Genomic DNA, 14066 nt, shown 5'->3' with positions numbered 1-14066 from the left:
CAATTTCCGGATCATCGCGGTCACGCACGTTATGCGGCCGCCACCCCACTCCGGAGTCCCCGATGTCCACCCAAGTCATCCGTGCGGCTTGCCCGCACGATTGCCCCGACACCTGTGCCTTGCTCGTCACCGTGGAAGACGGCCGCGCCACCCGCGTGCAGGGCGACCCGGATCACCCGACCACGGCCGGCGTGCTGTGCACCAAGGTCAACCGCTACGCCGAACGCACGTACCACCCGAACCGCCTGCTCACGCCGATGAAGCGCGTGGGTGCCAAAGGTGAGGGCAAGTTCGAACCCATCACGTGGGACGAGGCGCTCGACACCATCGCCACGCGCCTGGGCGACATTGCGGCGCGCAACCCGGAAGGCATCCTCCCGTACAGCTACGCCGGCACCATGGGGTTGGTGCAGGGCGAGAGCATGGCCGCGCGCTTCTTCCACAAGCTGGGCGCGTCGCTGCTTGATCGTACGATCTGCGCGTCGGCCGGTGCGACGGCGCTGCGCTATACGTACGGCGCGAGCCTCGGCATGGACATTGAGCATGTGCAGGACGCCAAGCTGATCCTGATCTGGGGCGCCAACCCGATCGCCTCGAACCTGCATTTCTGGACGCGTGCGCAGGAAGCCAAGCGGCGCGGCGCCACGCTCGTGGCGATTGACCCATACCGCTCGCTGACGGCCGAGAAGTGCCACCGCCATCTGGCTGTGCGCCCGGGCACCGATGCGGCGCTGGCGCTGGCGATGATGCACGTGCTGATCCGCGATGATCTGCTCGATCACGACTACATCGCCAACCACACGCTCGGCTTCGAGGCGCTGCGCGAGCGCGCACAGCAATACACGCCGGAGTATGCGGCCACGCTGTGCGGCGTCGATGCGGCGGATATCGAGTGGCTCGCCAAGCTGTACGGCACGACGGTCGTGCGCGACAGGCAGCCGGCAGCCATCCGCCTGAACTACGGCATGCAGCGCGCGCACGGCGGCGGGCAGGGCGTGCGTGCGGTGGCGTGCCTGCCGTCGCTAGTGGGCGCATGGCGCGATGCGGCGGGTGGTCTGCAACTGTCGACGTCGGGCTTCTTCCCGATCGACAACGCCAAGCTGCAGCGCCCGGACCTGCTGCCCCATGGGCTTCCACGCACGATCAATATGAGCACCATCGGCGATGCGCTGTTGCATACGGGCGATGCATCGTTCGGCCCGAAGGTCGAGGCGGTGGTCGTCTACAACAGCAACCCGGTGGCCGTGGCGCCGGACTCGCGCAAGGTGGCGGCCGGCTTCGCACGCGAAGACCTCTTCACCGTGGTGCTGGAGCACTTCCAGACCGACACCGCTGACTACGCTGACATCCTCCTGCCCGCCACCACGCAGCTCGAACACGTGGATGTGCACAAGGCCTACGGCCACACCTACGTGCTCGCCAACAACGCCGCCATTGCGCCGATGGGCCAGTCGCTGCCGAACACCGAGATCTTCCGCCGCATCGCGCAACGCATGGGCTTTGCTGATGCCTGCTTCGCCGAGTCCGACGACGACATCGCCGCCCAGGCCATCCGCCGTGATGATCCGGCCGCCGCGCACATCGACTGGGCCACGCTCAAGCGCGAGGGCTGGCAGAAGCTGGCGCATCCGGCTGCGCCGCTCGCGCGTGGCGGCTATCGCACGCCGTCCGGCCGCTGCGAGTTCTATTCCGAGCTGATGGCGAAGGACGGCCTCGACCCGTTGCCCGGCTACGTGCCGCCGTACGAATCGGCCATCAGCACGCCGGAGCTGGCCAAGCGCTACCCGCTGTCGATGATCTCGCCGCCGGCGCGCAACTTCCTCAACTCGACCTTCGTCAACGTCGACAGCCTGCGCAGCACCGAAGGCGAGCCGCACCTCGACATCCACCCTGACGATGCACTGCCGCGTGGCGTGGCCGATGGCGAACTGGTCCGCATCTTCAATGACCGCGGCACGATGCAGGCGCGCGCCCGCGTGACCGATCGCGCGCGGCGCGGTGTGGTCGTCGGCCTGTCGATCTGGTGGAAGAAGCTGGCACCCGACGGCACCAACGCCAACGAGCTGACCAGCCAGCGCCTGACCGACATGGGCCGCGCGCCCACCTTCTACGATTGCCTGGTCGAGGTCGCGCCTGTCGCGCAGGCCGCCTGACGAGGCCGCGATGCGTGGCGTTCGCGCGCTGTGCGTGGTGCTGTCGCTGGCCGGCTCGGCACTGCTGACTGGTTGCGACACCCTCGGCTACTACTACCAGTCGGTCGCCGGGCACCTTTCGTTGATGGCGCAGCGCGAGCCGATCGACCAGGCCATCGAAGACGCCCGCACCGCGCACAACGACAAGCTCGCCAAGCGGCTGGAGGATGCCCGCAGCATCCGCATCTACGCCTCGCGCGAGTTGGCGCTGCCAGATAACGGCAGCTACCGCGTGTACGCCAACCTCAAGCGCCCCTTTGCGGTGTGGAACGTGTTTGCCGCGCCGGAGCTGTCGGTCAAGCTCAAGGAGTGGTGCTTCCTCGTCGTCGGTTGCGTGACGTATCGCGGCTACTACGACCGCAATGTCGCAGAGGCCTATGCCGACACGCTGCGCGCCGAGGGTTTGGACGTGGATGTGGCCGGCATTCCTGCGTATTCCACACTGGGTTATTTCGACGACCCACTGCTCAACACCTTCGTCGGCCTGCCCGAGGGCGAACTGGCGCGCCTGATCTTCCATGAGCTGGCGCACCAGGTGGTCTATGCCAAGGGCGATACGGCCTTCAATGAATCCTTCGCCACCGCAGTCGAGACGATTGGCGTTGATCGCTGGCTGGCTGACGCAGCAACGCCCGAAGTCCGCGCGGAATACGCCACATACGATGCCCGCCGCGTACAATTCCGCGCCCTGTTGCTGGACTATCGCAACCGGCTTGAGACGCTGTACGCCAGCCCCGTGTCGGACGATGAGAAGCGCGCCGGCAAACGCGCCATCTTCGCGAGCCTGCAAGCGGATTACGCCAAGCTCAAAGCAAGCTGGGGCGGCTATACCGGCTACGACCGTTGGTTTGCGCAGCCGCTGTCGAATGCGCATCTGGGCGCCGTGGCGAGTTACCTGGAGTGGGTGCCGGCGTTCACGGCGCTATATCACCGCGACGGCGGCGACTGGGCGCGCTTTTACGCCGACGTCAAAACCATGGCGCACGAGCCTAAGCCCAGGCGTGAGGCTACGCTGCGGGCATTGGCTCCGCCGGCGCTGCTTGGGGCAGATGGCGCGGTCACGCAAAAGTGATGCCAGCGGCTGTTTCTGCGCCGGTTTCAAGCACGCACGATGGGCTGAGGGAACCGTCTAAGTTATTGTTTTGACACAAACATCCGCGTACGATGCGGAAAAAATCGAACGACCATTCGAAAAAATCGACAATCGCCAGGAGACACGCCCATGGATAAACCGTGGCTGAAGCAGTACCCCGCCGGGGTGCCCGCCGACATCGATGCGTCGCAGTATCGATCGCTGGCGCATCTGCTTGAAGATTCCTTTCAGAAGAACCGCAATCGCCGCGCTTTCGAGTGCATGGGCAAGGTCCTGACCTACGGCGAGATCGATACGTACTCGCGCCAACTGGCGGCCTGGCTGCAATCGCGTGGCCTGGCGCCCGGCGCCCGCGTCGCGCTGATGATGCCGAACGTGCTGCAGTACCCGGTGGCGCTGGCTGCCGTGCTGCGCGCCGGCTACGTGGTCGTCAACGTCAACCCGCTCTACACCCCGCGCGAGCTGGAACACCAGCTCAAGGACAGCGGCGCCGAAGCCATCATCATCCTGGAGAACTTCGCGACGACGCTGCAGCAGGTGCTGCCCAACACCCCGGTCAAGCATATCGTGGTGGCCAGCATGGGCGACATGCTCGGCGGCCTCAAGGGCATGCTGGTCAACTTTGTCGTGCGCAGTGTCAAGAAGATGGTGCCGGCGTGGGAATTGCCCAGCTGCATCCGCTTCAATACCGCGCTGGAAGAGGGCGCCAAGCTGGCGCTCAAGCCGACCTCCGTCGGCCCGGACGACGTGGCCTTCCTGCAATACACGGGCGGCACGACCGGCGTGTCGAAGGGCGCAACGCTGCTGCACCGGAACATCGTCGCCAACGTGCTGCAATCCGAGGCGTGGATGAATCCGGCGCTCACCAAGCCCGGCCGCGATGGTCGCATGCTGGCTGCCGACGAAGAAATCGTCACGATCACCGCGCTGCCGCTGTATCACATCTTCGCGCTGACGGTGTGCTGCCTGCTGTCGATGCGCAAGGGCGGGCTGGCGGTGCTGATCCCGAACCCGCGCGACATCCCGGGCTTCATCAAGGTGCTCAAGCAGTACCGCTTCCACATGTTCCCGGCCGTGAACACGCTGTACAACGCGCTGCTGAACAACCCCGAGTTCAAGGATGTTGACTGCTCCAACCTGCGCGTGGCCAACGGTGGCGGCATGGCGGTGCAGGAAGCCGTGGCCAAGAAGTGGCTGGAGGTGACGGGCTGCCCGATCATCGAGGGCTACGGCCTGTCGGAAACCTCGCCGTCGGCCATCTGCAACCCAACCGATACCGACAAGTTCTCGGGCACCGTCGGCTTGCCGATTCCGGGCACCGAAATCGCCATCCGCGACGACGAAGGCCGCGATCTGCCGATCGGCCAGGCGGGTGAAATCTGCATCCGCGGCCCGCAGGTCATGGCCGGCTACTGGAAGCGCCCCGACGAAACCGCCAAGGTCATGTACGCCGACGGCTTCTTCAAGACCGGCGACGTGGGTGTGATGGACGAGCGCGGCTACACCAAGATCGTCGATCGCAAGAAGGACATGATCCTGGTGTCAGGCTTCAACGTGTACCCGAACGAGGTCGAAGGCGTGGTGGCAATGTGCCCGGGCGTGCTGGAAGTGGCCGCCGTGGGCGTACCGGACGTGCACTCGGGTGAGGTCGTCAAACTGTTCGTGGTGCGCCGTGACCCGACGCTCACCGAAGAGAAGCTGCAGGAGTTCTGCAAGGAGCAGCTCACCGGCTACAAGCGTCCGAAGTTCATCGAATTCCGCAACGAGCTGCCGAAGACCAACGTCGGCAAGATCCTGCGCCGCGAACTGCGGGATGAGGCGTTGAAGAAGCGTGCCTGAGTCTGCGTAACTCTGCGTAGGCGCAAAGAAAAAGCCGCGAGAGATCGCGGCTTTTTTACGTGTTGCGGCGGGTCAGCCCACGTACAGCAGGATGCTGATGAACTGGCACACGCTGCCTGCCAGCACGAACAGGTGCCAGATGCCGTGGAAGTGCCGTACTTTCTCGTCGAAGAGGAAGAACCCGACGCCAGCGGTATAGAGCGCACCGCCCGCCACCAGCCACCACAGACCCGGCGCAGGCAATGCAGCTGCCAGCGGCCCCATGGCAAACAGCACCAGCCACCCCATCACCACGTAGATCAGCAGCGAGAACAGGCGCGTGCGGCGGCCGATCCAGAGTTCCTGCACAATGCCGATGGCCGCCAGCGCCCAGTTGACCCCGAACAGCGTCCAGCCCCACGGGCCGCGCAGCGTCACCAGCGCAAACGGCGTGTAGCTGCCGGCAATCAACAGGTAGATGGCGCAATAGTCCAGCCGCTGCAGGACGGCCTTGGCCGGGCCGCGCAGGCTGTGATACAGCGTCGAGATCGTGTACAGCAGGACCAGCGTGGTGCCGTAGACCACGGAGCTGACCACCTTCCAGGCATCGTGGTGCAGCGCCGACGATGTCACCAGCACCGCCATGCCGGCAGTGGCAAGGATGGCCCCGGCCAGGTGGCTGAAGCCATTGAAACGTTCTCCGTGATACATGCGTGGATCTCCGGGAAGGCGTGGTGGGCGTGCAATCGTGCGAATGCGAAGGCGTTATTTTTGCACGCGTTGGCATGTTTCGATTGGCGTGCCTTGATGCCGTGGCCAACCAAGCCCACAGCGGCCCCCACCTTACAATCCCTAAATGCCCAGCACAGATCTCCAAATCACGCCAGATCTGACCATTCCTGATACGGAACTGGTCGAGCGCTTTGTGCGCGCGAGCGGGGCGGGCGGGCAGAACGTGAACAAGGTGTCCACGGCGGTGGAACTGCGTTTTGACATCGCCCAATCGCCCTCGTTGCCCGAAGCGTTGCGCGCCCGCCTGCTGGCAAAGCGCGACCGCCGTTTGACCGACGAGGGTGTGTTCGTGATTGATGCGCAACGGTTTCGCACCCAAGACCGTAACCGCCAGGATGCCCGTGAACGTTTGGCCGCATTCATTGCGGCTGGGCTGTCCGTACCCAAGTCACGTATTGCCACCAAGCCGACCCGCGCGGCCAAGGCCCGCCGCCTGGAAGGCAAGCGTGTGCGTAGTGGCATCAAGCGCGGGCGTTCCGGCCCCACCTCTTGGGATTAAGCGCGATGCCAGGCAAATCGCTTTGCCTGGCGCCATGCCGCTTGAGATGTTCGGATGGGTTCGGGTTACATCAACTGCGTATCGCGCGTCTCACGCATGCACAGCACGCCGATCAGGCTAACCGTTGCCGCCACCGACACATACATGCCCACCCAGCTCAGGCCACCTTGCGAGGCCAGCACCTGCGCGATGTACGGCGCAATCGACGCCCCGAGAATGCCGCCCAGGTTGTACGACACGCCGGCGCCTGTGTAGCGCACGTGGGTCGGGAACAGCTCCGGCAGCAGCGCGCCCATCGGTGCAAAGGTCACGCCCATCAAGAACAGCTCGATGATGAGGAACAGCGCGACCAGCGGCGTCGACCCGCTACCCAGCAGCGGTGCCATCGTGAAGCCTGACAGGATGGCCGCGATGATGCCTACGATCAGCACCGGCTTGCGCCCGAAGCGGTCGGATGCCAGGGCCGAGAGCGGCGTCGCCAGCCCCATGAACACCACTGCCAGGCACAGCAGCCCAAGGAATTCGGGGCGCGAGAAATGCAGCGTGCTCACGCCGTACGACAGCGAGAACACCGTCGAGATATAGAACAGCGTGTAGCAGACCACCATGGCCAGTGCGCCCAGCAGCGTCGGCCACCAGTGGCGCGACAGCAGTTCGGCAACCGGTACCTTTACGCGCTCCTGCCGGTCGATGGCGGCCTGGAAGGCCGGCGTTTCCGCAATCTTCAAGCGCACGTACAGGCCCAGTGCCACTAGCACCGCGCTTACCAGGAACGGCACGCGCCAGCCCCAGCTGCGGAACTGCTCGTCCGACAGGGCGACCGCCAATCCGAAGAACAATCCGTTCGAGGCCAGGAAACCTACCGACGGCCCAAGCTGCGGAAACATGCCGAACCACGCGCGCTTGCCGGCCGGTGCGTTCTCCGTTGCCAGCAGCGCTGCGCCGCCCCATTCGCCGCCCAGGCCGATGCCCTGGCCAAAGCGCAAGATGCACAGCAGGACGGGCGCCAATGTGCCGATGCTGTCGTATCCCGGCACCAGCCCAATCAGCGTGGTCGAGACGCCCATCACCAGCAGCGAGGCCACCAGCGTCGATTTGCGCCCAATGCGATCACCAAAGTGACCGAACAGGAACGAGCCGATCGGTCGCGCAATAAAGGCGATGCCGAACGTGACGAAGGCCGACAGCGCCTGCGCCGTGGCCGAGCCATGCGGGAAGAACACCGGTCCGATCACCAGCGCAGCGGCCGTGGCGTAGACGTAGAAATCGTAGAACTCGATGGCCGTGCCGATGAAGCTCGCAAAGACGATGCGCGAGCGGCTTGCTTGGGTGGCGGCATCGGTGGCTGTGTCGGCGGCAGGCGCTGCCAAGGTAGAAGGCGTCGAAGAGGACATGCAGGTCTCCCGTGGGGTTCGCGTTGTTGTCGTTATGAGGGCCGCCCATCATGCATCGGGCGGCCCGCCAGAGCATAGCGTGCGGCCATGCAAAAAGGCACCCGAAGGTGCCTTCCTGCGCCCGCCAAGGAGAGGGGCGGCGGGCAAAAACAGTCTGTGCCGCGCGTCAGAACTTGTGGCGCACACCAATCGCCACGCCCAGCTGGCTGTTCGAGTCCGGCGTGATGAAGTACGTCTGCGATGCGGCAGGCAGGTAGCCAACGGACATCCCCGTGGGCGTGTAGCCGATCGAATCCCAGTTCAGCGAGCCGTTGCGCGAATAGGCTGCGGTCAGGTACACGTCGGTGCGCTTCGAGAAGTTGTAATCGGCGATGAAGTTCCACTGCTGCGGCTTGCGCGGGTTGGTCGTCACGCCGCCGATGGTCGCTTCCTTGATGTTGTCGTAGTAGTACGACAGCGTCAGGCCCAGCGCCGTGGTTGCCTGGTAGTTCACGCCCAGCCAGTAGAGATCGTCGCGGTGCGGAATCAGGGCCGGCGTGCCGGTGCTCGGGGCCTGGGTGTTGCCATAGCGGTAGCCGCCCATCACCTTGACCGGGCCGACCGTGTAGCTGGCGGCCACGGCTGCGCGCTTGTCGCGGCCGTAGTCGTTGCCCGGGCCGCCGGCGAGTTCCTGCACCGACGGCACCTTCACTTCGTCATACGCCACGCCCAAGCCGAACGGGCCGGCAAAGTAGTTCGCACCGATACCGTAGGCCGAGTTGGCCGTGTTGCTGCCCGCGCGCTCGCCGAAGGACCAGTGGCCCACGACCGTCAGCGGACCGAACGCGCCGGTGTACTTGATCACGTTGTCTTCGCGGAAGTTCGCACCCAGCAGGCCGACCACCGGCTCCCACTGCGTGGCGTAACCGCTCGGCGAGAAGTTCGCCATCATGTCGAAGATCGTGGTGTATTGGCGGCCCAGCGTGACCTTGCCCCAATCGCCCTGCAGGCCCACGAAGGCTTGCCGGCCGAACAGGCGGCCGCCTTGCTGCAGCGTGCCAGTGTCCATGGCGAAGCCCGATTCCAGCACGAACAGGCTCTTCAGGCCGCCACCGATGTCTTCGACGCCGCGCAGGCCCCAACGGTTGGAAGACAGGCCGCCTGCCTGCATCGCAAGGCGCGAACCGCTGCTGCCCGGAATGGCGACGCCTGCCGCCGTTACGTTCTGCTCATGGTTGACGTATTCGACGTTCGCGTCGACCACGCCGTACAGCGTCACACTCGACTGAGCCTGCGCAACACCCGCAAACGTGCCCAGCACTGCCAATGCCAGCAGCGATTTCTTCATCGGTCGGTCTCCAGATCCTTATTTATTGAACTTGGTGGCAGGCAGACCCTCCGTTCCCGTCTTCCCGCCCCACGACTTTCAAGTGAAGTCGCTGATTAATGTAGCAACGTGTTACAAGCCTCGGTCGAAATTTGCGAACGAATGTTCGCAAACGCCCGTTTGCTGTCTGATCCGGGCAACAGGCTGTTTCAAATTCAGAAATAGAAATGTGATGTGCGCTTGCGATTCCTCGCAGTTTTGGATGCGATCCCAATGCCAACAGGGTTATCCCGTACAGTTGTGTTTGGTGGCCGCGCATCTGATCGGACGCAAGGCCTTGCTGGGCTGGGGTCGTACAATGACGCATGCGCCGCACGCCATTGCCGGCGGCGCCTGATCTCAGGATCGACCTGCATGCTCGACAATTTCCTTCCCGAATTCGACCGCGCCCTGCGCGCCGTGGCCGGCATCACTCGCGCCAGCCGACCGAACCCCGCCGATGCCGTCATCGCCTCCGGTGCCTCTACTTCTGCCGATGGCGCCGATGACGCGGCCAAGCTCTCTGAGGCCGAGCGTCGTCATGCCGCTGGCCTGATGCGCGTCAACCACGTTGGCGAGGTGTGCGCCCAGGCGCTGTACCAGGGGCAAGCGCTGTTTGCGCGTGACCCCGCCATCCGCGCGCAACTCGACGAAGCTGCCCGCGAAGAAGAGGACCACCTTGCCTGGTGCGCCCAGCGCCTGCAGGAACTGGGCGACCGCCCAAGCCTGCTCAACCCGCTGTGGTACGCCGGTGCCTTCGCCATCGGGGCGCTGGCCGGCCGCCTGGGTGACAAGATCAGCCTCGGCTTCGTCGCCGAGACCGAGCGCCAGGTCGAGCACCACCTGGACGGCCATCTCGACAAACTGCCCGAGCAGGACACTCGCTCGCGCGCCATCGTCGCCCAGATGCGCGACGACGAGATTCGCCACGGCGACAATGCCCGCGAGGCCGGCGGCATTGATCTGCCCGCGCCCATCCGTCAAGCCATGCGTGCCGCCTCGCGCGTCATGACGACCGCCGCCTACCGCATCTGAGCCGCATGCCGCCACCCGGCGGCAACCCGCTCTCCACCATTCGCCCGACTTGCGCTGCAGTGGCCCTTTGCCTGCCGCTGCGGGCTTTGTCGCGCTCTGTTCTCTCACGTGGTTTCTACATAAATCACGCTATCTCCTTCATTTGATTGGGAAAAGTGGCAGGGGCGCTCTGCCGGGGCTCGCTAAGTCATTGTTCTGATTGCAAATTTTCCCTCTCGCAGCCCCTGACAAGCCTTGACCGCCTAAAATGGTTCCTCTAAAGTGGGAAACAGTGTCAGAAAGTGTAGTTTTGTGGTTTGAAGAGGCGGTTTTGCGAGCCAATTGAAGGCGGTAACCCCGCCGACCGGAGAGAGAATCCAACGTGTTCCAGGGTGCGTCGGCGCTGACGCTGGATGCCAAAGGGCGGATGTCGATTCCGTCGCGGCACCGCGAAGCGCTTCAGCTGCAGGCCGAGGGCCGGGTGACTGTGACCAAGCACCCGGACGGTTGCCTCATGCTGTTTCCGCGCCCGGAGTGGGAACGCTTTCGCGAGCGCATCGCCGCGCTGCCGATGGAAGCCCACTGGTGGAAGCGGATCTTCCTGGGCAGCGCCGCCGATGTGGAGCTCGATACCGCCGGCCGCGTCCTCATCACACCTGAATTGCGCACGGCGGCCGTTCTGGAACGCGACGTGATGCTGCTCGGCATGGGCAGCCACTTCGAAGTCTGGGACGCCGCCACGTACACCGCGAAGGAGCAAGCCGCCATGGCGCAAGGCATGCCCGACGCCCTCAAGAATTTCTCCTTTTGATGACGCGAGATGACAACCCAAGCCAGTTCGGGACTGCGCCATCAAACGGTGCTCTTAGACGAAGCGGTCGATGCGCTGATCTGGCGCGACGACGGCATCTATATCGATGGAACTTTCGGGAGAGGCGGGCACAGCCGGCGCATCCTGGAACGGCTGGGGCCCGGCGGCAGACTTGTCGCCTTCGACAAGGACCCGGCAGCAATCTCCGAAGCGGGCACCATCCAGGATGCCCGCTTCGCTATTGAGCATGACAGCTTCGCGCAGATGGCCGAGTGCCTGGATGCGCGCGGCGTGGAGCGGGTGGCCGGCGTGCTGCTCGATCTGGGCATCAGCTCGCCGCAGATCGACGAAGGCGCACGTGGCTTCTCGTTTCGGATGGATGGCCCGCTCGACATGCGGATGGACACCACGCGCGGCATCACCGCAGCCCAATGGCTGGCCGAGGCTGATGAGCGCGACATTGCGAGGGTGATACGGGACTATGGGGAAGAACGGTTTGCTGTACAGATTGCAAAGGCGATTGTTGCTCGCCGGGGCCAATCCGGGGATCGAGGTCCTCTCGATCGCACATCCGAGCTTGCCGCGCTCGTGGCGCAAGCCGTCAAGACACGCGAGAAGGGTCAAGACCCTGCGACCCGCACCTTTCAAGCTTTACGGATTCACGTCAATCAAGAGCTTGCGGACCTCGAAACCGGTCTGAAGGCTGCCTTTGATCGCCTGGAACAGGGGGGACGTCTCGTCGTGATCAGCTTCCATTCGCTGGAAGATCGCATCGTCAAGCGCTTCATGCAGGCTCTGGCGCGCCCGGAGCAATCCGCCGCGCCGGAAATGCGTCGGATGCCGCTGCGTGCGCATGAGCTGCCGGCGCCGCAATTGCGCTTGCTGGGCCGTGTGAAGCCGTCGGAGGCCGAGGTGTCGGCCAACCCGCGCGCGCGCTCGGCCATCATGCGCGTGGCTGAACGCTGCTGAGCCGACGGAGACGCACGCCATGAACCGCCTGAACATGTTCCTGCTGACTGCGCTGGTGCTGTGCGCACTGTCGCTGGTCAGTTCGCAGCATCAGGCGCGGCAACTGTTTGTCGCGCTGGATCGCGCGCAGGCGGAGGAAAAGCAACTCAACACTGACTGGTCGCGCCTGCAATATGAGCAGAGCGCGCTGGGCAAGAGCGCTCGCATTGCTGACATTGCGAGCAAGCAATTGAAGATGTCGCCCGCACAGGCGGGTCGTACGCAGTATCTGCAGGGGTTTGCCGATGTGCCGGTGGCCGGGGCCGATGCCTCCGCCGCGGCCAGCGCGCCCACGGCTTCAGGAGTCCGGCCATGAGCGGCGCACGCAAATCCAACGGCACCACGGCGCGCGCGCGCCTGGGCCAGTTCTCTGCTAGCCCGGTGCTGGGCCTGCGCTTGCCGATGTGGCGCTCGAAGCTGGTGGTCTTCCTGATGTTCGCGGCGTTCATGGCGCTGATCGGCCGTGCGTTGTGGATTCAGGGCCCGGGCAACCGCTTTTACGAGGCCGAAGGCAAGAAGCGCTTCCAGCGCACGTTGGAGCTGCCGGCCACGCGCGGCAAGATCCTTGATCGCAATGGTTTGGTGCTGGCCACCAGCCTGCCGGTGAAAGCCATCTGGGCCGTGCCGGAAGACGTGCCGAACGACGTGCCCGGCACCGACATGCAGAAGCTCGCCAAGCTGCTCGGCATGAACAATAAGGAACTGGCCACCAAGCTGGGCGAAGACAAAGGCTTCGTCTACCTCAAGCGCCAGGTGCTGCCCGAGGTGGCCGACCAGATTGCCGCGCTCAAAATCGACGGTATCTATCAGACACGTGAGTACAAGCGCTTCTACCCGGAAGGGGAGGCGATGGCGCACATCGTTGGCTTCACCAACGTTGAGGACAAGGGCCAGGAAGGCATGGAACTGGCGCGCGAGGTCGACCTCGCGGGTGCGGCCGGCCAGCGTCAGGTGATCAAGGACCGCCTCGGCCGCGTGGTAGAAGACGTGGGCGTGCTCAAGGCGCCACGCGACGGCCACGATCAGACGCTGTCGATCGACGCCAAGATCCAGTATCTGACCTTCAATGAACTGAAGGCCGCCATCGAGCGCACCCATGCCAAGGCAGCCAGCGCCATCGTGCTGGATGCCCAGACCGGTGAAGTGCTGGCACTGGCGAACTATCCGACCTACAACCCGAACGATCGCACCCGCCTGTCGGGCGAGCAGCTGCGCAACCGCGTGCTGACCGACACCTTCGAGCCCGGCTCGATGATGAAGCCCATCACCATCAGCCTGGCGCTGCAACTCAAGCGCGTGACGCCCACCACGCTGGTGCAGACCAACGGCAAATACAACTTCGAAGGCGCCACCATTTCCGATACGAGCAACTACGGCACGTTGACGGTCGCGCAGGTTATCCAGCACTCGAGCAACATCGGCACGACCAAGATCGCGATGACGCTCAAGCCACAGGAAATGTGGGACATGTTCACCAGCGTCGGCCTGGGGCAGGCGCCGAAGATTGGCTTTCCAGGCGCGGTGGCGGGGCGGCTGCGGCCGGCCAACAAGTGGCGCCGTATCGAGCAGGCGACCATGTCGTACGGCTACGGCCTGTCGGTGTCGCTGTTCCAGATTGCCCATGCGTACACCATCTTCGCGCACGATGGCGAGCTGATCCCGGTCACGATGTACCGCACCAACGGCCAGCCGCCGCAGGGCGAGCGCGTGATCTCGCCGGAGGTGGCGCGGCAAGTCCGTCAGATGCTCGAGACGGTGACGGCACCCGGCGGCACCGCACCCCAGGCCCAGGTGATGGGCTATCGCGTGGGCGGCAAAACCGGTACCGCGTGGAAGCACACCGGGCGCGGTTATGACCGCTCCAAGTATCGCGCCTCGTTTATTGGCCTGGCGCCGATGTCGAACCCGCGCATCATCGTGGCGGTGAGCGTGGACGAGCCCACGGTGGGTAACCGGTACGGCGGCGGGGCGGCCGGCCCCGTGTTCTCTCAGATCGTGGGCGGCACCCTGCGCGCCTTGAACGTGCCACCGGATTCGCCCGTGCGTCAGCTCGTGATGTCCCCGGAAGTGCCGGAAGAACCTGTGGGGGGGCTGCAATGA

12 protein-coding genes are annotated in these 14066 nt (G+C 64.7%); 9 read left to right on the top strand and 3 right to left on the bottom strand.

Going from position 1 to position 14066, the window contains the following annotated elements; all coding sequences use genetic code 11:
• Positions 1-62: 62 nt before the first annotated feature.
• The 3 genes from F7R11_RS16695 to F7R11_RS16685 all read left to right on the top strand — a co-directional run bounded on the left by F7R11_RS16695 (position 63) and on the right by F7R11_RS16685 (position 5124).
• A complete protein-coding gene (locus F7R11_RS16695) occupies positions 63-2153 on the top strand; it encodes a molybdopterin-containing oxidoreductase family protein (RefSeq protein WP_064805283.1) in 2091 nt (696 codons plus the stop codon).
• A 10-nt stretch (positions 2154-2163) separates the two neighbouring features.
• Positions 2164-3264: an aminopeptidase gene (locus tag F7R11_RS16690; protein WP_064805281.1), complete on the top strand. Its 1101-nt coding sequence runs from the start codon at positions 2164-2166 to the stop codon at positions 3262-3264.
• A 150-nt stretch (positions 3265-3414) separates the two neighbouring features.
• Positions 3415-5124 (top strand): long-chain fatty acid--CoA ligase, encoded by a 1710-nt coding sequence (locus tag F7R11_RS16685; protein ID WP_064805279.1) that lies wholly within the window; start codon positions 3415-3417, stop codon positions 5122-5124.
• A 72-nt stretch (positions 5125-5196) separates the two neighbouring features.
• Here the strand turns inward: F7R11_RS16685 and trhA are convergent, their stop codons facing one another.
• Positions 5197-5814 (bottom strand): PAQR family membrane homeostasis protein TrhA, encoded by a 618-nt coding sequence (gene trhA, locus F7R11_RS16680; RefSeq protein WP_064805277.1) that lies wholly within the window; start codon positions 5812-5814, stop codon positions 5197-5199.
• Positions 5815-5959: 145 nt separating this feature from the next.
• On the opposite strand from trhA, the gene arfB reads away from it, so the two are divergent.
• A complete protein-coding gene (gene arfB, locus F7R11_RS16675; RefSeq protein WP_064805275.1) occupies positions 5960-6394 on the top strand; it encodes an alternative ribosome rescue aminoacyl-tRNA hydrolase ArfB in 435 nt (144 codons plus the stop codon).
• 65 nt (positions 6395-6459) lie between these two features.
• Here arfB and F7R11_RS16670 read toward each other — a convergent pair whose 3' ends face one another.
• Together F7R11_RS16670 and F7R11_RS16665 are read right to left on the bottom strand one after the other, a co-directional pair.
• Positions 6460-7788: an MFS transporter gene (locus F7R11_RS16670; protein ID WP_064805273.1), complete on the bottom strand. Its 1329-nt coding sequence runs from the start codon at positions 7786-7788 to the stop codon at positions 6460-6462.
• A gap of 166 nt (positions 7789-7954) precedes the next feature.
• Positions 7955-9115 (bottom strand): porin, encoded by a 1161-nt coding sequence (locus tag F7R11_RS16665; RefSeq protein ID WP_064805271.1) that lies wholly within the window; start codon positions 9113-9115, stop codon positions 7955-7957.
• A gap of 393 nt (positions 9116-9508) precedes the next feature.
• On the opposite strand from F7R11_RS16665, the gene coq7 reads away from it, so the two are divergent.
• The 5 genes from coq7 to F7R11_RS16640 all read left to right on the top strand — a co-directional run bounded on the left by coq7 (position 9509) and on the right by F7R11_RS16640 (position 14066).
• Positions 9509-10168 carry a 2-polyprenyl-3-methyl-6-methoxy-1,4-benzoquinone monooxygenase gene (coq7, locus tag F7R11_RS16660; RefSeq protein ID WP_021196113.1) on the top strand — a complete coding sequence of 220 codons (660 nt, stop codon included), beginning with the start codon at positions 9509-9511 and terminating at the stop codon, positions 10166-10168.
• Between the two features lie 361 nt (positions 10169-10529).
• Positions 10530-10958, top strand: coding sequence for a division/cell wall cluster transcriptional repressor MraZ (gene mraZ, locus F7R11_RS16655; protein WP_064805269.1), 429 nt, complete (start codon positions 10530-10532; stop codon positions 10956-10958).
• 9 nt (positions 10959-10967) lie between these two features.
• Complete coding sequence (gene rsmH, locus F7R11_RS16650; protein ID WP_064805267.1) at positions 10968-11927, top strand: 16S rRNA (cytosine(1402)-N(4))-methyltransferase RsmH; 960 nt, start codon at positions 10968-10970, stop codon at positions 11925-11927.
• Between the two features lie 19 nt (positions 11928-11946).
• Positions 11947-12282 carry a cell division protein FtsL gene (gene ftsL, locus F7R11_RS16645; RefSeq protein ID WP_021196110.1) on the top strand — a complete coding sequence of 112 codons (336 nt, stop codon included), beginning with the start codon at positions 11947-11949 and terminating at the stop codon, positions 12280-12282.
• On the top strand, positions 12279-14066 hold the full coding sequence (locus F7R11_RS16640) for a peptidoglycan D,D-transpeptidase FtsI family protein (RefSeq protein WP_064805266.1): 1788 nt from the start codon (positions 12279-12281) through the stop codon (positions 14064-14066). The genes ftsL and F7R11_RS16640 overlap by 4 nt, the downstream gene beginning before the upstream one ends.

The sequence above is a fragment of the Ralstonia insidiosa genome (assembly GCF_008801405.1).
GTDB lineage: Bacteria > Pseudomonadota > Gammaproteobacteria > Burkholderiales > Burkholderiaceae > Ralstonia > Ralstonia insidiosa.
This window is presented reverse-complemented; position numbering and strand designations above follow the sequence as displayed.